A 23,710-nucleotide genomic window follows, 5' to 3' on the forward strand; every position below is an offset into this window, starting at 1 on the left:
AATATAACGGTTAAAGTTTATTCAGATGTAGAAAAAGTGATATATTGCGCGGTCTATTAAATTTGAGCCAAAAGGATATTGAAAGCGTGTCGAAATCGTTAAGTGATGAAGAGTTAGCCTGTTTTAGTGATATTTTCACATCAAAGATGACTTTGGGTAATCCTTTACAGTCTAGAACTGATGCGGACATTTTGGCTGATAACTCTTTAAGTGTTTCGACAGAGATTCCTCAGGTATTAGCCCATATTCTCGGTGAAGCTAAACTAACCTTGCTGGCTGAAATTAGTCACTATCGTTTGTGGTTTCCGCTAGTATTAAAACGCGATGAACTAGGGCAGTTTATTCCTGTATTAGGCGTACCTGAAGTGGTCGATATGCAAGGTGTTGAACGCAGTTGGCGCGTAACCGATTTAAAAGATGTCACCGTTGTTGGTAATACTGAGCAAGAGGTTGAGGTGTTGTCGCTATCCAGCTCTGGCTTAACGATTAAAATGCGCGGTGACTTACACGCTGAAATGCCTACATCTGGCAAACTTATGCTGACCAATGGTTTGCAAGTGGATGTAGATTTTGAGCCCGTACGTGCTGAAAATGGTATTATGGCGGCTAAAATTAATGCCCACGGTGAAGCAAGAGAAGCATTAAGGCAGTTTTTATTCAGCGCCCACAAAACCAAGTATTCTCACCTTTATAATATTTAACTCATATCTAGCTAATATTAAAATCCTGCTGCAATACGCCTCTTAACATTTGGTTGAAACCTTTATCTTGTTTTGCTGCAATCAGCTGGCAAATTTCATCGCCAATGGTGGTTAATCGATAATAGGTAAATAGTAGGTGTTGGCTTTTGGGTTGAAGAGTAAAATTATCATGCACAAATTGCATGGGTAATTTTACTTTAGGGTCAAGCAGGCCTGTTTCAAACTCACTATTATGGATCACCCCCGCATCTATTAAGGTTAAAATATTTGAGTAAGGCAACCCATATTGAGACAAGGGAATATTTACCTGATTATTTTTACGAAAATATTGCTTCACCCCGCCATTTATCCGATAACCACTGAGTAATTTATAACGGTTATCTGTGCCAATTTTAGCCGACATGCCTAAGGCTTTTTCAAGAATAAGCGCTTCACGAAAGGTGAATTGCTTCAGCACTAACAGCGAACGAAGGCTAAAGTTACCTGGAGACACTATTTCACTGGCAAGAATACGCGCCCATAAATCCTGCATTTTGCGATTATGAATTTGCTCGGCCATTTGAAAAAACTGATGACTCCAATCAGCATCTAAATCTACACCCGTTACATCTGAAGGGGTGTAATTTAATGCTAATGCAAAAATATTTTCCAGATTGGCTTGATATGCACTTAGCTGTTTACGCTGGCGATGCTGCGCCCGCTCGGCAATAGACGCGCTTGATGGACGGTAATCTTCTTCACTGGCTAGCCCTAACATGCGCCCGAGTAATAAAGCTTTTTTGCGCGCAGACATATTGGCGGTATCTGCCGCTTGTATATCGACTTCAATGATATTGTTGTCTGGTTCAGCCATTATTTACTCATTTATTCGCGTGGTTTAGGCCAGTAAGTTTCAAACCCTGGTTTGGGTGATTTGGGGACATTGAATGCCAGTAATAAAGAGCATACCGCGAATCCTGTGCCGATGAAAAAAACATATTTAGGCGAACTTAACCACAGCATACCCAATAGTACGGGAATGATCACCGCGGCAATGTGGTTAATGGTGAAGCTAACCGACATGGTTGAGGCAATATCTTGTTTATCAGCAATTTTTTGAAAGTAGGTTTTCATTGCGATTGCCATGGCAAACAATAAATGATCGATCACATATAACCCCGCTGCTACATTGGCATTTTCAACATAGGCATAGCTGATAAAAATAATAATTAAGCCTACATATTCAAAGATAAGCGCATAACGCTCACCAATGCGACCAATCAGTTTTCCAATAGCGGGGGCAAAAAATAAATTCACTACATAGTTAATTAAAAATAGAGCGGTGATTTCTGATACCGAATAACCAAACTTTTCGACCATCATAAAGCCGGCAAAAACCATAAATATTTGCCGACGTGCGCCGGAGAAAAAGGTTAGCAAGTAATATAACCAGTATCGTTTGCGCACTAATAAATGTTTGTGCTGTGTCTCGCTAATGTTAAAGCGGGGGAAGTACAGGCTCATCATCAGCACCATTATCAGTCCTAATGCGCCAATGATTGAATACATCCAAATGTAGTCAAGTTTTAGCCATGTCATGACTAGCCAAATACTGCCATATCCGATTAACGCGGCGGCTGAACGCCATGCGAGTGCTTTACCCATAAACCCTGGTGCTTCTGCTTTATCTACCCATTGCAATGTTAATGATTGATTGATGGTTTCAAAATAATGAAAGCCTATCGACATTAAAATTGTGGTCAGATATAGCCCGAGTACGTCGGGAAAAAATCCGGTTATACCCACACCAATACATAACAATGCCAGCGATATAAGGGCAAAGGCTTGTTCGCGAATAAGCAGTAAAACAAATACCGCAGTAAACGCCAAAAAGCCCGGCACCTCTCGTAAGCTTTGCAGCATACCAATTTCAGCACCGGTGAACGCCGCCCTTTCAATCACAAAGTTGTTGAGTAAGGCTTGCCACACCGCAAATACCATCGACATAACAAAGGTCATCCATAGCAACAAATGCTGTGGATTGGTTTGATAACCCTCAGTGGCTGAGGTATTTGCAGTTGTGCTAGCAGATACATTAGCCGTTGTCAGTGATGATGAATCCATGAAGTTCCAAAGGGTGGTTTTAAAGGCGTGTGACCATAGTGGCAAAAAAACATTTTTATGGGAAGTGTAATTTATTTGTAAATGCTGTTGCGAAGAAAGATCTTAATTTTAATGCAAATGATTATCAATTGAGTTATTGTGTGGCGAATTATTAAAATAAGCTTAATTATTTAAGTGTACGTGGAGAGTTGATATGAATAGCAAAATCTCACTATTGGCGATGACTTTAGCGAGCGTTATGGGCTTAGGTGTTGTAGCGAATGCAAATGCTGCTAATGAAACCGATGCACTTGCCAAGGCTATTGCCAAGCAAGAAGCTGAAATTGCAGCATTAAAGCAGCAGTTAAATCTATTAACCGAGCAACAAAAGTCACAGTCTGCACAGCAACAGGTTGAGCGCGATGCCTTAACGTCAAAGGTTGAAACCGTTGCCAGTGAGGTCTCTACAGCGCAAGATCGTTATAGCCGCTTCAGTTTTAAATCTTACGGCACCGCGAACTACACCAGCGATGAATATTTCGATAACGTTCAAGATACCAGCCCTGAGCGACGTAATCGTTTTGACTTAGAGCGCATAGTGACTGAGTTTGGTTATCAGTTCACCGATGAGTGGAGCATGGAAGTTGAGATTGAATATGAGCATGGTGGCACAGGCACATCGCTTGAGTATGATGGTTTTGATGAATTTGGCGAGTTTGAATCTGAAGTTGAAGCGGGCGGCGAAGTCATTGTTGAAAAAGCAGAAATTCGTTATCGTCCAAGTAAAGCGTTCGGGGTTAAGTTCGGTAATATTCACCTTCCAATCGGCCTAACCAGCACACTGCACAAGCCTAATCAATATCTCACCGTGTTGCGCCACAAAAGTGAAGCGGCCATGTTACCGGCTGTGTGGAATGAAAACGGTATCGGCGTTTATGGTGAAATTAGTGATTTTCATTACCAGGCTCAGGTCGTCAGTGGATTAAATTCAGAATACTTCCGTACCTATGACTGGGCTGCTTCTGGGCATCAAAAACGTTTTGAGCATGTTAACGGCGATGATTTAGCTTTTGCCGGACGTTTAGATTACGGCAACTTTAAAACCGGTAGCGCTGTGGGCGTGGCTTATTACTATGGCAATACTTCAGGTAATCGCCATAAAAGTAATAAGTTAGATGTAGATGGTGCAATGAGTATTGTCTCGGTAGCAGGGGCATTTGTCGAAGGTCCATGGATTCTTCGTGGCCAGTATCTTTATGGCACTCTGGAAAACACTGATGCGATTACTCAGGCCAACAAAACCACCCCAGGTTTACGTCCAGGTAACTTTGCCCAGCTAGGTTCTGAGTCACAATCTTTCTTTGTTGAAGCGGGTGTCAAGCTGGACAGCTGGATCAATATACCAATAACTGCGTTTGCTAACATCGATTACTCAAATCCGCTGATGGCGGTTGAAACGGGTACTGCTACTAAGCGTTTTGAAAACACCTGGAGCAGCATAGGTATCAATTATTTCCCTATTCCTGAAATTGTGATTAAGGCAGAAGGCGGCATACATCAAGTTGCCGTGGCCAGTATTCCTGATACTAATTTCTTCGCATTAGGTGTTGGGTACCAATTTTATTTATAAGTCATTGTCTTAATAGACGTTTAATAGTTTTTTTTTAACGTTAATTTGTTTTACATGGAGTTTTTATGAAATTTAAATATTCAGCTATCGCATTTTCATTAATCATGGGGTTATCTGCTTGTGGTGGTTCTGGCTCAGATGATACTGCGCCAATCGTGCCAGATGATAGTTTCTCATTTGTTGCGACTGAAATGATCACCAACTTAACCAATGAGGTTATTGTTGACGGTTATGCTGACTTAGCCAGTAAAGGTGAAGCGTTATTTAATGCTACCCAAAGTTTAATTAACTCAACCTCTCAAGCGGATTTAATCGCAGCACAAGCGGCCTGGAAAGCGGCTCGTCAGCCTTGGGAGCAAGGTGAATCGCATATTTTTGGCCCGGTTGACTCGTTAAGTATTGACCCGCATTTAGACAGCTGGCCATTAAATACTACTGACCTGCAAACACAGTTAAACAGAGCGGTCGGGTTTGATGCTCAAACCATTAAAGGTTGGAACGATGATGTGCAAGGTTTCCATACTATGGAATACCTATTATTTGGTGATGGCGTTAACGACAACACTAAAGACATTGCCGAGTTAACCACCCGTGAACGTGAGTATCTAGTGGCCTTAGCTGAAGTGTTTCGTGATTACACTAAGCAACTTGATGATGCATGGCAAGTTAGCCATAACCCACAAGATACCAACGCACTGCCATATGCTGAGTTATTAAAGCAACCTGGCACCAGTACTAATACCATTTACTCTTCACAACTGGCGGTTGTTGAAGAATTGATCAATGGCATGATTGGTATTGTCGATGAAGTGGGTAACGGTAAAATTGCTGATCCATTTGGTGACTCAATTACCACTGCTGACACCTCAAAAGTAGAATCGCAATATTCTTGGAATTCATTAACTGACTTTTCAAATAACATCATTGGCGTACGTAATGTTTACCAGGGTGAATATACCGGTAGTGCAGACAAGCAAGGTTTAATTGATTTTGTTGCTGCTGCAGACACTGTTTTGGCGACTCGCATTGGCAGTGAAATTGATGATGCTATTTTAAAAATTCAAGCGATTAAGGGCAGTAATGATATGCCGTTTCGTCAGGCTATTTTAGATGTTGAGGGCCGTAAGCGTGTGCAAGTGGCTGTTGATGCATTAAGTAAGCTGCAAGCCTCGCTAGAATCAGACATGTTACCTTTATTGTCAGATTGGAAAACCAGCTAACGTTTAGTTGAAGTATACCTGGCCTCAATTGAGGCTAGGTATTTTGATAAACTGTAAAAATGTGTGAACAAAATGATGAAAATAACAACTAAGCTTTATGCGTTAATGTCAGTGATGATGACAACAACAATTTTAGTCGGCTGTGGTGGCAGTGGTGATGAAATTACCACTGAAATAGTACCAGAGCCGCCAGTAGTCACTTACCCTAGTTATACCGATATTAGTGCCTCAGGTGGTGATACCACTACCTTTGATACCAGTAATTCAGGCCATGGTTTTTCTACCCCAGCAACTAATTTAACCGCCAGTGAGTTGGCATTGCATTTGGAGGGTGACGTTAATTTTGAAACCTCTTTTACCACAGCGCCTAATAGTGAGCATCCTGAATTAGATGGACTAGGTCCGGTATTTAATAATGCCGATTGTAACTCTTGCCATCAGCGGGATGGGCGTAACTCAACCCCATTTTTAGCCGCCAATGAAACCCGGGTTAAGCTAGGATCTGCCGCGGGAATATTTTTACGCATCAGTAAAGCACCTGATGAAGTGTGCACTGAAGGAACTGCGCAAAACAATTATTGTGCGCCAATAGCCGTGCCTGATTTTGGTGGTCAGCTATTTCACCGCGGCGTGCTTAAAGCTCGCCCAGATTGGCAGCAAAATGCTTTTGTTGGTCAAGCCGATGTATATTTGTCTTATCAGCGCAGCGAAATAACCTATGCAGATGGCAGAACCCTTATCCTTAAAAAACCTTTATTTGATGTTGAAAACCCCTACGATGCACCAGGTGAAACCAAACAAAGCGCTAATGTTACCTCTAACCTATTGCAAGACGACGTACTAATGGGCTGGCGAAACGGTATGCCAGTATTTGGTTTGGGTTTATTAGAGGCGATACCTGAAGCGGATATTTTAGCCAATGTTGATGTCAATGATGCTAATGGCGATGGTGTGTCAGGCCGAGCTAACTGGGTATTTGATGCCGTAAAAGCCCGCGATGGTGTCGCGCATCCAGTGTCATTAGGGCGTTTTGGCTGGAAAGCCAATACCCCTAGCGTACGAGTGCAATCACTAGGTGCATTACGGGGTGACATTGGTATTACTAACCCACTGTTTCCAGACGAAAGTATTGCAGGTACTAGCTTGCATGATGCCTATTTAACCCGTACAGGTTTTGTTGATACCGGCAGTGATGAAAATGGTGAGCCAGAAGCCGATGCTGCGTTTAGTGACTCAGTGACCTTTTATGCTGAAACCCTAGCGGTTCCGGCCAGACGTAACGTCAGTAACAGTAATGTACGTGAAGGGGCGCGTTTGTTTGAGCAAGTTAATTGTACAGGTTGTCACACACCATCATTTACCACAAAAACCGCCGGTGATATTGGCGGTGAACCAATGAGCGATAGCTTAAAGGGCCAAACAATTTATCCGTTCAGTGACATGCTATTGCATGATATGGGTGAAGGGCTTGCTGATGGCCGCCCTGACTTTTTGGCTAACGGTAATGAATGGCGCACACGTCCTTTATGGGGCATAGGCTTAACTCAAACGGTGAATCCACAAGCCGGATTTTTACATGATGGCCGTGCGGCAACATTGGAGGAAGCTATTTTATGGCATGGCGGCGAAGCTGAAAAAAGCCAACAAGCTTTTATGGCGTTAACCCAGAATGAGCGAGACCAGGTGGTAGCGTTTTTAATGTCACTATAACGACCGATGCAAACCCTATAAAAGAAGCAAGGCTGGTGCTTGCTTCTTTTGATCTATTTTGATGTTAAAGCCGTGATCTGTTTCAAGGTCGCTGCTAGCTATATAACGTAATATAAGCGAGTTAATTACTTGTTTAGGCGGCAATATGGCTCAGATCCTTCTTGTTTACTCCAGCGTACACGGACAAACCCGTAGAATATGCGAGTACATCCAACAACAAATACCCCAAGCTGATCATCATGTGACCTTAGCGGCTTTAGATGATGTGAGTGACTTATCTGGCTTTGATAGAATTTATATTGGTGCAAGTATCCGTCATGGTAAACATCGACCCGCTTTATATGAATTTATTCAGCAGCATCAGGTAGAGTTAGAAACTAAACCCAGCGGCTTTTTTTCAGTCAGTTTAGTGGCGCGCAAACCGAATAAAAACACCCCAGAAACCAATGCCTATATGCAGGCTTTTTTACAACAAACCGTATGGAAACCCGCTTTATTACAGACCTTTGCGGGGAATTTAGATTACCAGGGCTATGGCCCAATGGATCGCAATATCATTCGATTTATTATGTGGATGACCAAAGGTCCAACCGATCCCAATACCAAGGTTGAATACACTGACTGGCAAAGGGTGGATGACTTTATCGCTAAAATGATTGAGGCGTAACGCTATGGTACTAAAGCTGATATGGCAAAAAATTGCAGTTAAGCTACATGCATTGGTACTCGTCATGTCGGTCTTATTAGTGTGCACTAGCCCTTGGGTATTAATAGGGCGGCAATTAAGCGCAAATGCCGGTTTTTGGAGTCACTTTCATGTATACGGCGGCCTAATTACAGCATGTTTAGCGTTATTGTTTGCCATAAAAGTGTGCCTTAAAGGTCAATGGCGACAGTTCTTCCCCTGGTTACTGTTGGATTTTAATCAAGTTAACACGGATCTTGTTGGTATATTAACAGGCAAGATACCGGTTGCAGGAGGTAAGGGATTGTTCAGTGTTATTGAAGGAATAGGTGTTATTTTACTTTTGCTGGTGGCGGTCAGCGGTGTGGTTTGGTATTTAGTTGACCCGAGCGATGCCTTAGTATGGCGCAGCTATCATCAAGTGCTTGGCCAATGTTTTATCGGTTTTATGATTATTCACCTGCTATTAGCGTTACTGCATATTAAGGACTTTTTTGACTAAGCCATGTGTTTAGAGGCTAACAAGTTCTTTACCCTTAGTTATTATCATTATCTAAATTATTTAGCGTATTAACACTATTTAACATTTCAGCCACTTGCTATTTCCTTCGCTCAACTGTTTAATTGCGGCAATTTATCTCTACTTCATTTTATTGAGAATTATATATGAAATCGACTCTATGTTGCTTACTGGTTTTAGGCGTTATGGGTATGAGTGGTTGTGCGGCAACTCAGAATAATTTTGCCTCTAAAGTTAAATCAGAAGGTGCGCAAAACCTTGATTTATCTCAACAATGGGAGCAGGGTGATAAGGATGTTAGAAACGGTAAAGAGCAATTACAAGATGGCCGTAAACTGGTGCAAGAAGGTAGTGCTGAGATCCGTGAAGGTGAGAAGCTAATCGCCGAGGCAAGAATTGAAGGCCAGAAACAGAAACAAGCTTTTTTGAGTTTTACTAGCACATTAAATGGTGCACCGACGGGCAAACGAGCGATTGTTTTATTAAATAAGCTGGAAGAAATTGCCGATCTTTGGGAAGACGCTGATGACAAGTTTGCAGATGGTAAAGAATTGGTTGAGGACGGCAATACTAAGTTAGCTGAAGGTGAAAGTGCCATAGAACAAGGCCAAAACCTAATCAATAGTGGTAGTAGCCGTATGAAACAGGCTGAAGGTAAATATCAGCAACGCAATGGTTCAGGATTAGTTGAACAAAGACGTGAAGACAAGGCATTAGTTGAACAAATGCATATCGAAGAAAGGTCGAATAACTTCTAATTGTGATTTAAAATTGCGTCGGTTTTCAATCGACTTATTTTTAACAATAAATGTTTAACAATAAAAAAACCGATATTAGCAGTGCTATATCGGTTTTTTAGTTTATAAAATAAATTAGCAGAGCAGTTTAGTTATTTTTGTAGTGCTAAGTAGTTCATCACATTGATTAAGTCATCAAGGGTGCGCATTTCATTCATATTAATGGCGTATTTATCATTGACGATAAAGGTAGGTACACTTTGTACCCGATATATCACCTGCTGTTGGCGCCATAGGCTCAATTTTTTGTCGGTATCTGTACTGTCGGCCAACTCATCATATTTAGCGGCATCAATACCAAATTTAGCAAAGACCTTTTTAAGGTCATCGCGGCTATTAACCTGTGACTCATGTTTGTCACCATGGGCACTGTGATCATGACCGCCATCGTTTTCATCGCCTTGAATGGCACCGAACATTGCTACTTTTAACGCTTCTTGATTGTCCTGAGTGTGGATGACCGCTAGCGAGCGCATAACCTCAGTGCCTAAATCGCTGTTCATAAAATCGACATGCTTAGTATCAAATTTAACTTGCTTGTCTAAGCCTGCTTTAATTTCTGGTAAATACTTGGTTTCCATATTGAAACAGTTGTGACAATAAAAAGAGAAAAACTCAGTCACTTTAGGTTCGCTTGGCACCATGCTATTTGAAACTTGTGTGTAGTGCTTACCTTCTACAAAGGGGGCGGCAAAACTATTAATAGGGGCAATGATTAAAGAAAAAATGAGTGCGCTAATTACGCTGGCGGCTAATGCAAAATGTTTAAACATGAATACCTCAAAATTATGTTATTAATGGAATTTTATCCGCTAATGATGACATATTTTGACAAGCTAGACCGAAAGATTTATGTGATCCAGTGGTGATTTGTGACAAATATTGCACTTTTAGTGCTTCCGATAAGCCTACTAATGCCTCAGGCAACTAAGCTTTTGTCGCGTAATGTTTGCCATGCTTCACAGACTTCTTTAAAACGTTCGGCATTGCCTTGGTCACGATCAGGGTGCCATTTTAAGGCTAACTTTTTCCATTGCCTTCTGATGTCTTTGTTTGATGCGCTATCATCTAATTCAAATACTTTTAAAGCATGACCTTTATTCATTAATTTGATGTTTACGCCAATATATTCTTGATAGCTGTTCCAGAACGACTCCAACATTTCACGGACGACATTAATGCTGGTATCGTAATTTTTCCAGTCTAAATAGTAATCCCGCAGTGCAGCGTCCTGACGGTGTAATAGGTCTGCGTTGCCTGGCACAATTCTAAACAACTGAATTTCCATAGCCTTCACTTGTAACCATTGCTTGGGCAGCAAAATATCCTGTAGCTCATACAAGGCATTCATCAATAAAAAGTTACGTTTAAACAGGTCCTTTTCTGGTAATGGGTCTAAATCATGCATTAGGCCTTTATGTTGCAATTCACTGGCTAAATGATGCACCTTCCAACTGTGATTCGAAGACTGCAATACACTTAACAGTGGCCAAATAAGTGGATTATCACCTTTTTCAGAAGTCATCGATGACGATGGTGCTTCTAAGCTAGGCTCTGCGGAACGTTTTTCAAATAACATAATGAGCGTCTTCATGCTGAAAATGGCGATAAAAAATACTATGCCATAGTGATGATGCAAGGAAAAGCAGATTTTTATCTGCTTTGCGGCGTGTTCATTGTCTAATAAACGTTAACAATGCAGGCAAAGTGGCTGGTTTTGGTATAAAATTCTCCGCAATAAAAATGGGGGTAAACACCAATGACCGATAAACACTTTATAAGCGCGCAACAATTACTTGAAGATTCATTTCGTTTAGCAGCACAGGTTTACCAATCTGGCTTTAGACCCCAATTTATTGTGGGCATATGGCGAGGCGGTGCACCCATCGGTATTGCGGTGCAAGAATATTTTGATTTCAAGGAAGTGGAAACAGATCACATAGCCGTTCGCACCTCATCTTATTATGGTATTGGCACCGACAAGCAAGATAAGAATATTAAAGTGCATGGTTTGCATTACATTATTGAAAATGCCAACGCTACAGATGGCTTATTAATTGTTGATGATGTATTTGATTCTGGTCGCAGCATCCATGCCTTAATCGGTAAGTTGCAGAAATTTATGCGATTAAATATTCCAACGGATATTCGTATTGCTTGTCCTTATTACAAGCCAAACAACACTAAAGTACCGTTAAAACCAGACTACTTTATCCATGAGTCTGACGAGTGGTTAGTGTTTCCGCATGAAGTGAAAGGCTTGACTCCAGACGAAATTGCCAACGGCAAAGCTGATTTGAAAAACATCCAAGATTTATTTATCTAATCTGGGCATTTTTACAACAAATTTGCTAGAATAAGAAAATATATGAGTGCGCCAACAATTTTGTTGGCGCACTTTTTTATCTAACCGATTTTGCTTAATTACAAGAATTGATATAACCCTATGGCCTCTGTTGAACTTTTTACACCTACACCCGCCAAAAAGCGTCAGCTTGAACTGTTAGCACCTGCTAAAAATGCCGATTATGGTATTGAGGCAATTCGCCATGGTGCAGATGCGGTTTATATTGGTGGTCCTGCTTTTGGTGCCCGTCATAATGCGGGTAATAGTGTTGAAGATATAGCCCGTTTAGCTGAGTTTGCTCATCGCTATCATGCCCAAGTGTTTGTCGCCTTAAATACTATTTTAATGGACGATGAATTGCCTAAAGCTGAGCAAATGATTTGGGACTTATACGAAGCTGGTGTTGATGCGTTAATTATTCAAGATATGGGCGTGTTGCAATTAAACTTACCGCCAATAGCGTTACATGCTAGTACGCAAATGGATAACCGTACCCCTGAAAAATCCGTTTTTTTAGAGCAGGTTGGGTTTTCTCAAGTGGTACTCGCACGTGAGTTAAATATCCCGCAAATTCGTGATATTGCTAACAGCACTAAAATGAAGTTAGAGTTTTTTATTCATGGCGCCTTATGTGTTAGTTACAGTGGTTTATGTAACTTAAGCCATGCTTATTCTAATCGCAGTGCTAACCGCGGCGAATGTTCACAAATGTGTCGCTTACCGTGTAACTTGACCACTCGAGAAGGTGAGGTGTTAGCGGAGAATCAGCATTTATTGTCTTTAAAAGATAATAACCAAACCGATAACCTTGAAGCGTTAATTGAAGCTGGAGTGTCATCTTTTAAAATTGAAGGCCGTTTAAAAGATATTACTTATCTTAAAAACGTCACCGCCCATTATCGTCAACAATTAGATGCCATTATTGCTAAGCGCAGTGATGTTGAATCTATTTCTCACGGGCGTTGCGAGTTTAATTTTACCCCTGATCCAGATAAAAGCTTTAACCGCGGTAAAACCGACTATTTTGTTACCCAAAGAACCGAAGCGATTGAACACTTTAGTTCGCCGAAATTTATTGGTGAAAAAGTGGGCCGTATTACTCAGGTTGGTAAAGATTTTATCAAACTCGATACGACTGAAAGCGGCAAAGATATTGTGTTCAATAACGGTGATGGTTTGTGCTTTTTTGTTGAGCATTATGAAACTCAGCGTTTGTCGGATGATAAACTTGCTGGCACTCGAGTTAACCGCGCTGACGGTAATACCTTATATTTAACTGAGGTGCCAAAAGATTTAAAAGTTGGCGTGATGATGTTCAGAAACTTCGATCATAAATTTGAATCGACGTTAAATAAAGAATCCGCTACCCGTAAAATCAGTGTTGATATGCAATTGCATGATACTGAAGATGGCGTTGCGCTGACGATGACCGATATTCACGGCATTAGCGCTACGGCCCGTTTGCAATGTGAAAAGCAAGCGGCAAACGATCAAGCTAAATCAGCTGCTAACCTTAAAAAGCAGTTAGGTAAGTTAGGCAGTACCGATTTTACTGTTAATAAGCTGAACTTATTAACCGAACAAGCCTGGTTTTTACCGGCCTCTACCGTAAACGAGCTTCGCCGTGATGCGGTTGATGCCCTAATGCTTGCGCGAGTGGCTGCATATAAACGACCGGAACGCTGGACACACGATAAAGAGGCGCGTTTCCCGCAGAAATCGTTAAGCTTTTTATCTAACGTTGCCAACGAACAAGCGCGTAATTTTTACGAGCAACATGGTGTTATTCAAATGGAAGACACCTATGAAAAAAATAAAGTGCTACATGACGCACCTTTAATGGTGACCAAGCATTGTTTACGTTACAGCTTTAATTTATGCCCTAAAGAAGTAGAAGGCATAAAAGCTGACCCAATGTTTTTAGATGTAGGTAAAGATAAATTGAAATTAGTGTTTGATTGCCAAAAATGCGAAATGATGATTGTTGGCTCAAATCAGATGGTAAAAAGTTAAACTGCACTTAATAAGCACTTATTAGTACAGTAATAAATTAGGCTAAATGCCTGTTAAAGCGTTAATTCACTAGGAAAAATAGATAAATGAGTAAAAAGTATGAGTCTCGCGTGTTTCAAGCTGACAATGGCTGGAAAACAGAAATCACTCGTCGTATGACCTCGACTAAAACGATAGTATCGAAAAGTCATGATGGTTTTGCAACAGAAGCTGAAGCTACAGCATGGGGCGAAGAAGCATTGAAGGGCTTTTTAAGCAAACAAGCTGATCGTAATAAGCGTAAAACGGCTAAACACCTAAAAGCAAAAACCTTGGCAGATGCCATTGCTGCAGAATCAAGTGAAACTGAAGCAGATACTCAAGATTATGATGAAGAGTTAGGTTAGTCATCAAAGTATTTGTTTATACAACGAGTTGTTAAAGATAAGTTTCAAAAAGTAGCTGTTGTGATATATAGTTAGTGCACAATTGCATAGTTATTTTGACTGATATCTAAAATAGCCTCATCAAAGGATGTTGGTGAATGTTTACAAAAGGATGTATGAAATGAAACAGTTTACTGCAATAAAGCTTTGGCTGGGGCTAGCTTGTTTAGTCCCTTGTGCTGTGCTTTTTGCAAAACCGTTCTCTTCAATAAACACGCTGTTTGGCGATGACAACCAAAGCCTTGGTAAAGTTGAAATGCCAAAGGATGTGCAGCAATTAACTGACTTTGCCTCAAAGTTTGGTTTTTTGCCTCCGCTGAATTGGAAATTGGCATTCAGTGAAATGCAAGGCGAGATGTTTATGGCTGAATTTATTCCAGCCAATGAATCGTTAAATGATTGGAGCGGCCTTGTGTGTATGCAAGGCTTTAAAGGCTTAGCTAATGACATTGAACCGCAAAAATTTCTTGATGGAATGGCCGATACCTATAAAGAGCATTGCGAAGGCAAGGTAGTTTATACCGTTTTAGGCACGTCAGAAGTGGAAGGTTTAGATGCGGTGCATGGTATTTTGGGGTGCACAGTCATGCCCAATATTCATCATGCCTCCATTTTTGTTGAAAAAGATTTTTCCACTATTCCCAAAGGTGAAATTGGCTATTTTACTGTGGTTAGCGGCTCCCAAGATCTTTATCTTATCCATAAATCGATACGTGTAGCTGTGTTCAGAGAAAACCAACCCCCGCTTGATGCCAACAACTACCGCGAGTTTATGGCTAACCCTTAAGTCTGTCATATCTTTGATTGCTACGACTGTGAATGCTGAATATTTTTAATGTTCAATTCCTGCCGTAGCGCTTCCTGCCTGTATCTAATTTAGCTGTTAATCCGTATAATCGGCGCGATTTTATGGTCATGATGACTAGTCAATCTTTTGTGGTGCCATAACGTTTAAATGAGCTTATGGATAATCGGGAAATCAGTGAAAAGCTGATACTGCCCCCGCAACGGTGAAAGGTTAAGATAATGTGTAACGATGGCATTATTTGTTTGTTGAATAAATAGTTCATACAAAATACCTCAGTCCGGAGACCGGCCCTAAAGATGATTTTAAGATTTCGGTGGGCAGATCTTAAAATGTAATAAGCTATTTTTGATTCGATTTATTAATTCGATGTTGAAAGCGTTTTATTGCGACGTAATTGCCCCATTTTCCCTTTCAGGAGTTAAAGGTAAATGGGTACTAATCCAACAAAACTAGCCTTATCATTAAGCGCTATTCTGGGACTTTCGAGTCTTTCTTTGTGTCTATCTGCAAATGAAATTCAATCTATCGCTCAAGCTGACTCTCAAACTAATGATATCGTGCAGCAAGAAGAGAGCATGGTGATTATTGGCCGCCGTGCAGAAACACCACTTAACATTGCAGCCAACGTTAATGTCATTGATGCCGCTGAAATTCAAATGAGCGGCGCCACCAATTTGGGTGATTTATTGCGTGGTCATAGTGGTATTCAGGTTTCCAATAACAATACTGGCCCAGTTTTTTCTCTGCGTGGATTTACCGCCTCACAAGCGGCAAATAATACCCTTATTTTGGTTGATGGGCGTCGTCTTAATAATATCGATATTGCCGCACCTAACGTCAGCGCCATTTCGCTTAATCAAATTGAGCGCGTAGAAATATTATCTGGCAGTTCCGGGGTGTTATACGGTGATCAAGCTGTAGGCGGTGTGATTAACATTATCACTAAAGCGCCTACTAGCAATGGTGGCAGCTTAGCTCTGTCTGCGGGCAGTTTTGATACTTTAGAAGCAAAGGGTGATGTTGCTGGTTCAATTAATGATGCTTGGCAATATTACTTAGCGGGTCAGTATAACGAGTCGGACAATTATCGTGATGATAATGCCAATGAAACCAGCTCAATATTAGGCCGTTTACAATATAAAACCCTTGAAGAAGATTTTTATATTGAAGCAAACTACTTTGATAATGATCGTCAAACCCCAGGTTCGTTAACCAAAGAGCAACTTGAACAAAATCCACGCCAATCTAACCCTTGGAATAAAGGCGATTATATTCATGGCATGACGACAGCACTGCGCACGGGGTATCACAATCAAGTGACTGATACCTGGACGTTAGGTGCCGATGTCAGCTATACCGACAGTAATAATACCAGCCTGCAATGGGGCAGTTCAGGCCGTAATGATCGTACTTTATTGTCTATATCACCCAAAGCGGTTGCTAAGTATCAAGTCGAAAGTGGCGAACTAAATATCATTACCGGTATTGATTACAATTTAGGTGAGTCAATATTTAGCTTTGGTAGAAGTAATCAACAAACCCAAAGCAGCGCTTATATTCAGGCCTCTGTGCCACTGACAACTTCATTATCCTATGTGGTTGGCGGTCGTTATGCAGAAGCTGAGGATGACCTAGTTGATGGAAATATTTATCCTAATGGCATTGATTTAGACCAGGATGCACATGCATTTGAACTGGGCTTAAATTATCGCCCTAATACTGAACATCGTTTGTATGTGCGTGCTGATGATAACTTCCGTTTTGCTAAAGTGGACGAACAGGCTTATACCTCACCAGGTACAGTGGGCTTAAAGCCGCAAATAGGGCGATCATTTGAAGCGGGTTGGGACTATGCATATGATATTCATAATCTTCAAATTAATCTGTTTCAACTTGATTTAGAAGATGAGATTGTTTGGGATCCAAGTGCTGACAAACCAGTCGGTGGTGCTTTCAATGGCGCTAACATTAATGCTGATGCATCGCGTCGATATGGTGTTAGTACTGATTATGATATTCAGCTTAGCCCTGCATTAATGCTTGGTGTTGCATATGACTATATTGATGCCGAGTTTACTGAAGGAGAGAATGCAGGTAAGGCTTTATCCTGGGTCGCCAAACACAATGGCCGCGGTTATGTGAGTTATGATTTTGCTAATCATTGGCAAGTATTTGCTGAAGGTGTTTACACTGGCGAGCGCTTTATTGAAGGTGACAATGCTAACGTTGACCCTAAATTAGATAGCTATGTTCTGACCAATATTGCAGTTAATTACACTTACCAGCAATGGTCTGCAAGCCTACGGGCTGACAATCTACTTGATGAAGAGTATGTCAGCGCAGGTTACTATTCGGCATGGGGAAGTGGCTTTTATCCAGGCGATGGGCGTAACTTACGTTTAACCGCAGGATATCGTTTTTAAATCTTGCTGATTTAAATCACACTGGCTTAAATGCTATTGGTTTAAATCACAAAGTAACTATACTTTATCAAGCCAACAAGTTTCTTGTTGGCTTTTTTTATGCTATGGTTTTGCTAACAGCCTAAATACAAATTTCGATTTAATAATAAGGTGACAATGGGGTATGACGGATCTTGAGCAAAGAGTGTTAACTCAAGTTAGGGCAATTATTGGTAATGAAGATCAAGTCATTGGCCGTCGCGGCATTCTTATTCCGCTAAAAAAAGCGCTAATTAATGAAGCTGATATCAGAGTTGTGATTGATATTGTGTCAGATGATCCCGCATTAGCAGGGCACTTACTTATGCGCAGTAATACCGCGCAAACGGCAGGGCTTATATCAACTAAGAATCGCAGCATTAAAGATGCGCTAATTCGTCTTGGTCAGGTTAACATTTATCGTTATGCATTTTCGTTCTATCTAAAAGAACGTTTAGATGGTCTTGCCGAGCCTTATAAAAAGTTAATCCATGGCTATTGGAAATTGAACGAGTTAATTGCGGTTGATTCTATTTCGCTTTTACGTCAAGAAACCGAAAAGGGTAGCGGCCTAAAAATTGACGCCGATGAAATGCAAACCTTGGCACTGTTTAGTGTGTTTGGCCAGGTTATCGCCTTAACCGCTTTTGCTTACTTGAACAGCGAGCAAGAAACCCCCGTATCACTGCGGGTTATTAAGTCGTTACTTGACAACCATCAGCAAACACTTTCAATTGAAGCCTTTGAATCTTTAGGTCTAGATGATGATTTGCGTATTGAGTTTATGATTGCGCATAACTTACAACAAACTAAAAACCCTGACTCAGCAGGGCTTCTTTTGCGTAGAGTCTTGTCGAAAAGAGGTTTGTTGATAAATCCCCTATAGCGCCAGACCTGAGTAGTGCTAAACCTTTGAAGTGTTAGGCCTGAGTTAGACTCGATCTTTGCAGCGCCAACCCTTCCTGTGCCACTAATTCTAACCATTTCTGGATTAAGTTAGCATTCGTGGCGTCACGCCTATAAGCACCAAACAATGGTCGCTTTAAGCCTTCAGCGCCTAATGGTAATGAGGTTAAGCTTAAGCCCTGGCTTTCTTTAATTGACCATGTAGGCAGCGCGGCAACCCCATCATTACAGGCTACTCTTTGTAATAACATTGAGGTTAAATCACATTGTTTTTGTTCGCCAATTTCTATCCCGGCTGGCTCTAAAAAGTGCTTATAAATATCTAAACGGGTCAGCGGCACAGGGTATGTCAATAATGTCTGTTTGGCTAAATGTACAGGGCTAATAAAAGCTTGTTTAGCCAATGCATTATTATTGGCAACCACTAATTTAACCTCAAAATCAAACAAGTGCTGATACGCCAAAGTATGTCCAGGTACAGGATCAGAAGTGAGTACTATGTCTAATCCACCCGTTTCAAGCGCATTAAGGGAGTCGAAAAGATGACGGCTTGAAATATCAATCTGTGCATCGGGTGCGTGTTGCTTAAATGCTTCAATAACAGGCATTAACCATCTAAAGCAACTGTGGCATTCAATGCCTAATTTGAGTTGTTGATTTTCACCTTCTAATCCACGCTTCAAATCAGATTCTGTCGCAATGACCTTTGGCAAAATTTCTTCAGCAAGGTTAAGTAAACGGGCACCTTCGTGGGTGAAGGTGAGCGGTTTACTTTTACGAACAAAAATAGATGAATTAATGCGGGTTTCTAATTCTTTAATTTGGTGAGAAAGAGCCGATTGGGTTACAAAACGTTTCTTAGCTGCACCCGCTAAACTGCCACTTTCCTTTAACGCCATTAAGGTGCGAAGGTGTCTAAGTTCTATCATTGCTCACTCCACATGAAACTTACTCAACTTACCGATGAAATCAATTCGATTACTTGGTAGCAGGTTAGCACAATAAACTTCTAGACGTCCAGACGCCTGTGTAATTTATTTACACAAAGGCAACAATAATCTGTTCGCCCATAAGAAAAGTAGTATGAAAATTACGAGTTTAGCTTTCATGCGCTTTGTTGGGTAACGAGCACTTAAGTTGGCTTTATAGGAGAGCTGGTAAGATTGGGAAGAGCAAGTTTGGAGTTAGCTGAGTTTGGAATTAGCCGAGTAGTGCATGATTATTTCATTACTGCTAGTAAAACTATACTCACACACTCGCTGAAACTAGGCATCTCTTGGCAGCCCTTTTTGAACACTGCGAATAACCCGTTGGGTTTTGCGGCTTAGCGGTTCTATTATGGCGAGCGCTTGTTCCGCTAGCTTTGCTTGCTGCTGATTAATGGCCCATTCAATATGTTCAATGACTAATGCATCTACTTCATCTGTTTGAGCTTTTTGAGTCAGTGCTGCAATAATATCATCGCTTGCGGGAGCGTTACCTAGGGCGACGGCTATGTTGCGTAGCCAGCGTTTGTGGCCGATGCGGCGGATAGCACTGCCTTCGGTGTTTGACAAAAATGCACTTTCTGACCATGCAAACAAACTCAGTAAGTCAGGTTGTATTAGTTTTGCCCGGGTATGAAAGTCGGTTTCCTGGGTGAGTGGGGCTTTGGCATTAACCGGGCATACTAGCTGGCAGTCGTCGCAACCATAAATTCGATTGCCAATTAAGGGTCTAAACTCTTCCGGAATAGCAGTTTGTAATTCTATGGTGAGATAGGATATACAGCGCCTGGCGTCAACAACATAAGGGGCGACAATCGCATCTGTTGGGCAAGACTTGATACAGGCCACACAGGTATTACAGCCGTCTTTAATAGGGACGTCAGTTGGAAGGGGCAAGTTAATTAATAATTCGCCGAGAAAAAACCAGCTGCCTGCGTCTGGATGTAAAATTAGCGAGTGTTTGCCTGTCCAGCCTAAGCCTGCTTTTTCAGCTAGAGGTCTTTCTAAAATCGGCGCAGAGTCGACAAAAGGGCGAAAATCGGTGTTATTAAACGCAAGACTTTGACAGTGTGATGCTATTTTTTCGCCAAGCTGTTTTAGCCGTTGTCGCATGAGTTTATGGTAGTCACGGCCACCGGCATAACGTGAGATATAAGCTAAATTAGGGTCAGTTAAGTTACTGGCAAACCCGGCATCAGGTGGCAGGTAATCCATGCGTGCACTAATCACTCTAATACAACCAGGGTGAAGTTCTGCTGGCCTTGCACGCATCATGCCGTGGTTAGCCATATAACCCATATCACCGTGGTAACCTTTATCTAACCATGCTTGCAAATCAGCTTCGTGTGCTGATAGGTCAACATCTGCGATACCAATATGTGCAAAACCTAAATTTTTACCCCATTGCTTAATTTCTCGGGCAAGCTCTGCAAGTTGGTTTACACTTAGTACAGTATTGGGCATGTCAGTATTGAGTAGCGCAGTCGATTCGGCCATGGTAAATCATTAGGTGTGAGTAATCTTGCCGTTGATTATACGCTATCTGTAATGGACTATAGATTTTTTCATTGGGAAAATTCGGTCTTATTATTATGTGTAAGATATTGTATAAAAGAGTGGGGGTTGGCATTGAAGCAACTTTTTTATGTGTTATTAGCGGCTTTAGTTTGCATTAAGTGTGAACAATCAATTGCCGCTGAGCCCTTGATGATCGTCGCAGAAGATTGGGCACCGATGAGTTATCGTGTTAATGATCAACCTACGGGTTACGTTATTGAGTTAATTCAAGTGCTGCAGTTACAATTATCTAGAACAGATCCGATAGTCTTTTTACCTTGGGCACGGGCTAATTTGCTAGGTCAATCTCAAAAAAATGTTTTATTAATTGCCATGGCCAAGAATCATCAACGAGAAAGTCGATTTTCATTTATTGGGCCAATTGCTGAAGGAAGTATGGGGATTTTTGTACTTAAGGATGACCCTATCAAGTTAGATAATTTGAGTGACCTAACTAATCAAGGGGACATAGGGGTATACCGCGAAGGTGATTGTCAGCAGACACTTAAAGACTCGCATATAAGTCAATTAGCTGTGGCAAATTTTCCTGCTCAAAGCGTCAAACAACTAGTGCTGTCTAGGGTTCGTTTTTTGTGTCAGGCTGATTTTGGTGTGCCGTATACACTTAATCAAATTGGCAAGCGTAAGTCTGATGTAAGAATGGCATATAAAATTAAAGATTTAGCGATATATTTAGCCTTTTCTGACGGCACATCACCAGCGCTTATCCAACAATGGCATCAGGCATTAGGTCAATTTATGCAAACGCCAGAATATACAGCTTTGTATCAAAAGTGGTTTGAAACTGACTTGCACCCTAATGAGCCAAAGTTATTTACCGTGAATAATTAACCAAACCCTTAATACAGTTTTTGAAGCTGCTTGCACTTTGTAAGCACTTTCTGTGCGGCATAACTAAAAGTAGTAAAATTTCCCGTTGGATTAAATCATTATCCAACTCAGTCTACTTATCTTAAATATAATAAAATCAATAGGTTTTAAGCACTTCTAACGCAATTTCTACCATCAGCTTTGGCACTATACAGTGCATGATCAGCTTTCAGTAACAATGGAGACAGTTCGGCTTCATTGGTTAAACTCGTCACTCCCGCACTAACCGTTTGATGTAATTCTGGTGATATTTGGCTCCACTCATAATTAGCAATACAGTCTATTAAACGTTGGGCAATTTCCAGTGCGATAGTGTGTGAGATGTTAGGCAATAAGACTAAAAACTCTTCACCGCCGACACGACCAACAACATCGTTTTCTCGCATCATGCCCATGGTTAAGGCTGCTAGCTTGACTAATACTTTGTCGCCAACTTCATGACCTAAGGTATCGTTCACTTGCTTAAAATGGTCTGCATCAAACGAAATTACAGAAAAAGGTTTGCCACTTTGTTTTGCTTGCTTGATAAAAAGCTCACCTTGATGATAGGTATCTCGGCGGTTAGATAGTCCGGTTAACTCATCGGTTAACGCAAGGGTTTGATAAGTTCGCTTACGTTTAACCTGCTTGTAAGCAAATACTGAAACGATAATTAAGATGATGGCCACTAAGATAATGATCACAATTTGCATTGACTCGTTACGCTGCATTATTTGCAGTTGCAATTCTTTGTCGCTAGCCGCTTTAAGTAATAACTCATTTTCATTCTGTACTTTGTCGGTATTAAACCTGGTTTGCATTTCAGCGTTTTTATCGGACATGATTTGTTTGTCTAAGATTAAGTGCATATCAACAAAATCACTTAATGCCTTGTGCGCATTTGCTATGTCACCTTTGGCAAGATAAATATCATTTAATAAGCGCAGATTTTGAGTTTCACCACGTTTATTTGCACCGCGGTTAAAATCAATGGAGGCTTTTTTGCTGTATTCAATCGCTTTATCTAACTCATTTTTTACTAAGTAAGCTTGAGCAAAATACAAGCACATAAAACTATGTGGGCCCTCATATTCTAACGGAACATCAGGTTCTGCTTCCTTAAGTAAAATGAGCGCTTTATCTATTTGACCTTGTAAAATAAGGTTGCCAGCAATATTAACTTTTGTGCCTGCAATGGCGACCTTATCTTTTTTTGATTGCCAGTACTTTAACGATCGATAAAAGCGTTCAGTGGACTCATTAATTTTCCCCAGTGCTTCTAATGAAAATGCGATTTGCACATTAATGGTGTCAGCCTCCATAAGCAGGCCAGACTCTATATACATTTTTTCTAATTTTATTTGATATTTAAGTGCGGTTTCTGAATCACCAAAACGGCGATAACTGGTGGCTATTTCATTTAAGGTTTCATTCGCCCAGTATGTTAGATTCAGCTTTTCATAAAGGTGTTGTGCGGTAATCAAATCTTCTAAGGCTGCGTTGTAGTTACCTTGGTATGACATCATTGAGCCGCGAATACTGCGTCCATCAGCGATTAGTCTTGGGCTTTCTAGCTCATATGCGCTGCTAACGGCGGATGATATATCAGCAAATGCGCCTTCGGTTTGTCCTGCATAATTTTTGTAATAACCCAAGCATAGCAGTAAGTCAGTGTGCATTTCAGAAGGGTATGGGTCTGAATAGATCAGTAATTGCTGTTGAGCATACTCAATAGCTTTGGCTAGTTGCTCATTGGTTTCTGATGGTTGGCTCCAGCAATTTTGGCGGATAAACAGTTTTTGGCGTACATCATCGTCAGCAGCGATAATTTGTTTATATTCTTTTAGCAGTGCATCGGCTTCTTTTTGATCTTTATAATCTACTTGCTCAAACTTTTGATAGATTTCATCTGCCCGAGCATTATCATAATACTCAGCCCATGCTGGAGATAATAAAAGTAGTGTTGTTAGCAAAATTGAAATGCTAAGAATGTTCTCGCGATATTTGTTCAA

At 41.0% G+C, this 23,710-nt stretch carries 21 protein-coding genes and 1 riboswitch; of the genes, 14 read left to right on the plus strand and 7 right to left on the minus strand.

Annotated elements, in window-relative coordinates:
- The first annotated feature begins 86 nt into the window (after positions 1–86).
- Complete coding sequence (locus ACRWQL_RS13990; protein ID WP_226413604.1) at positions 87–701, plus strand: hypothetical protein; 615 nt, start codon at positions 87–89, stop codon at positions 699–701.
- 7 nt (positions 702–708) lie between these two features.
- On the opposite strand, the gene ACRWQL_RS13995 is transcribed toward ACRWQL_RS13990, so the two are convergent.
- Complete coding sequence (locus tag ACRWQL_RS13995) at positions 709–1,554, minus strand: TIGR03899 family protein (protein WP_434927038.1); 846 nt, start codon at positions 1,552–1,554, stop codon at positions 709–711.
- Positions 1,555–1,565: 11 nt separating this feature from the next.
- Positions 1,566–2,699, minus strand: a complete 1,134-nt coding sequence (locus tag ACRWQL_RS14000) for an MFS transporter (RefSeq protein ID WP_434953387.1) — start codon at positions 2,697–2,699, stop codon at positions 1,566–1,568.
- Positions 2,700–2,997: 298 nt separating this feature from the next.
- On the opposite strand from ACRWQL_RS14000, the gene ACRWQL_RS14005 reads away from it, so the two are divergent.
- From ACRWQL_RS14005 to ACRWQL_RS14030, 6 genes are all read left to right on the plus strand, one after another.
- Positions 2,998–4,413: a hypothetical protein gene (locus ACRWQL_RS14005; protein ID WP_434950618.1), complete on the plus strand. Its 1,416-nt coding sequence runs from the start codon at positions 2,998–3,000 to the stop codon at positions 4,411–4,413.
- A gap of 65 nt (positions 4,414–4,478) precedes the next feature.
- A complete protein-coding gene (locus ACRWQL_RS14010; protein WP_434950619.1) occupies positions 4,479–5,633 on the plus strand; it encodes an imelysin family protein in 1,155 nt (384 codons plus the stop codon).
- A 72-nt stretch (positions 5,634–5,705) separates the two neighbouring features.
- On the plus strand, positions 5,706–7,343 hold the full coding sequence (locus tag ACRWQL_RS14015) for a di-heme oxidoredictase family protein (protein WP_434950621.1): 1,638 nt from the start codon (positions 5,706–5,708) through the stop codon (positions 7,341–7,343).
- Positions 7,344–7,488: 145 nt separating this feature from the next.
- The gene (hemG, locus tag ACRWQL_RS14020; protein ID WP_434927034.1) at positions 7,489–8,010 is read left to right on the plus strand and encodes a menaquinone-dependent protoporphyrinogen IX dehydrogenase; all 522 of its coding nucleotides are present in this window, start codon (positions 7,489–7,491) and stop codon (positions 8,008–8,010) included.
- Between the two features lie 4 nt (positions 8,011–8,014).
- Entirely contained in the window at positions 8,015–8,530 is a 516-nt protein-coding gene (locus ACRWQL_RS14025) for a cytochrome b/b6 domain-containing protein (protein ID WP_434950623.1), read from the plus strand.
- 164 nt (positions 8,531–8,694) lie between these two features.
- Positions 8,695–9,306 carry a hypothetical protein gene (locus ACRWQL_RS14030; protein WP_434927032.1) on the plus strand — a complete coding sequence of 204 codons (612 nt, stop codon included), beginning with the start codon at positions 8,695–8,697 and terminating at the stop codon, positions 9,304–9,306.
- A gap of 131 nt (positions 9,307–9,437) precedes the next feature.
- On the opposite strand, the gene ACRWQL_RS14035 is transcribed toward ACRWQL_RS14030, so the two are convergent.
- Positions 9,438–10,118, minus strand: a complete 681-nt coding sequence (locus ACRWQL_RS14035) for a thiol:disulfide interchange protein DsbA/DsbL (protein ID WP_434950624.1) — start codon at positions 10,116–10,118, stop codon at positions 9,438–9,440.
- Positions 10,119–10,264: 146 nt separating this feature from the next.
- Positions 10,265–10,924 (minus strand): DNA-J related domain-containing protein, encoded by a 660-nt coding sequence (locus ACRWQL_RS14040; protein ID WP_434950626.1) that lies wholly within the window; start codon positions 10,922–10,924, stop codon positions 10,265–10,267.
- A 180-nt stretch (positions 10,925–11,104) separates the two neighbouring features.
- Here ACRWQL_RS14040 and ACRWQL_RS14045 point away from each other — a divergent pair, with 180 nt between their 5' ends.
- The 6 genes from ACRWQL_RS14045 to ACRWQL_RS14070 all read left to right on the plus strand — a co-directional run bounded on the left by ACRWQL_RS14045 (position 11,105) and on the right by ACRWQL_RS14070 (position 18,265).
- Positions 11,105–11,671 (plus strand): phosphoribosyltransferase, encoded by a 567-nt coding sequence (locus ACRWQL_RS14045; RefSeq protein WP_434927029.1) that lies wholly within the window; start codon positions 11,105–11,107, stop codon positions 11,669–11,671.
- 120 nt (positions 11,672–11,791) lie between these two features.
- Positions 11,792–13,705 carry a peptidase U32 family protein gene (locus ACRWQL_RS14050; protein ID WP_434927028.1) on the plus strand — a complete coding sequence of 638 codons (1,914 nt, stop codon included), beginning with the start codon at positions 11,792–11,794 and terminating at the stop codon, positions 13,703–13,705.
- Between the two features lie 86 nt (positions 13,706–13,791).
- The gene (locus tag ACRWQL_RS14055; protein ID WP_226413615.1) at positions 13,792–14,091 is read left to right on the plus strand and encodes a DUF3622 domain-containing protein; all 300 of its coding nucleotides are present in this window, start codon (positions 13,792–13,794) and stop codon (positions 14,089–14,091) included.
- 160 nt (positions 14,092–14,251) lie between these two features.
- Entirely contained in the window at positions 14,252–14,917 is a 666-nt protein-coding gene (locus ACRWQL_RS14060) for a hypothetical protein (RefSeq protein ID WP_434927027.1), read from the plus strand.
- A 133-nt stretch (positions 14,918–15,050) separates the two neighbouring features.
- A riboswitch (cobalamin riboswitch) is annotated at positions 15,051–15,245 on the plus strand.
- Between the two features lie 121 nt (positions 15,246–15,366).
- Positions 15,367–17,361, plus strand: a complete 1,995-nt coding sequence (locus ACRWQL_RS14065; RefSeq protein ID WP_434950628.1) for a TonB-dependent receptor family protein — start codon at positions 15,367–15,369, stop codon at positions 17,359–17,361.
- 163 nt (positions 17,362–17,524) lie between these two features.
- Positions 17,525–18,265: an HDOD domain-containing protein gene (locus ACRWQL_RS14070; protein WP_434927025.1), complete on the plus strand. Its 741-nt coding sequence runs from the start codon at positions 17,525–17,527 to the stop codon at positions 18,263–18,265.
- 34 nt (positions 18,266–18,299) lie between these two features.
- Here the strand turns inward: ACRWQL_RS14070 and ACRWQL_RS14075 are convergent, their stop codons facing one another.
- Both ACRWQL_RS14075 and queG read right to left on the minus strand, forming a co-directional pair.
- The gene (locus ACRWQL_RS14075) at positions 18,300–19,214 is read right to left on the minus strand and encodes a LysR family transcriptional regulator (RefSeq protein ID WP_434950630.1); all 915 of its coding nucleotides are present in this window, start codon (positions 19,212–19,214) and stop codon (positions 18,300–18,302) included.
- Positions 19,215–19,550: 336 nt separating this feature from the next.
- Positions 19,551–20,735, minus strand: coding sequence for a tRNA epoxyqueuosine(34) reductase QueG (gene queG / locus ACRWQL_RS14080; protein WP_434953388.1), 1,185 nt, complete (start codon positions 20,733–20,735; stop codon positions 19,551–19,553).
- A 165-nt stretch (positions 20,736–20,900) separates the two neighbouring features.
- On the opposite strand from queG, the gene ACRWQL_RS14085 reads away from it, so the two are divergent.
- The gene (locus tag ACRWQL_RS14085) at positions 20,901–21,680 is read left to right on the plus strand and encodes a substrate-binding periplasmic protein (RefSeq protein ID WP_434950631.1); all 780 of its coding nucleotides are present in this window, start codon (positions 20,901–20,903) and stop codon (positions 21,678–21,680) included.
- A 146-nt stretch (positions 21,681–21,826) separates the two neighbouring features.
- Here ACRWQL_RS14085 and ACRWQL_RS14090 read toward each other — a convergent pair whose 3' ends face one another.
- Positions 21,827–23,710: a diguanylate cyclase gene (locus ACRWQL_RS14090; protein WP_434950633.1), complete on the minus strand. Its 1,884-nt coding sequence runs from the start codon at positions 23,708–23,710 to the stop codon at positions 21,827–21,829.

This window comes from Shewanella sp. HL-SH4, assembly GCF_051164845.1.
GTDB classification, from domain to species: Bacteria; Pseudomonadota; Gammaproteobacteria; order Enterobacterales; family Shewanellaceae; genus Shewanella; species Shewanella glacialimarina.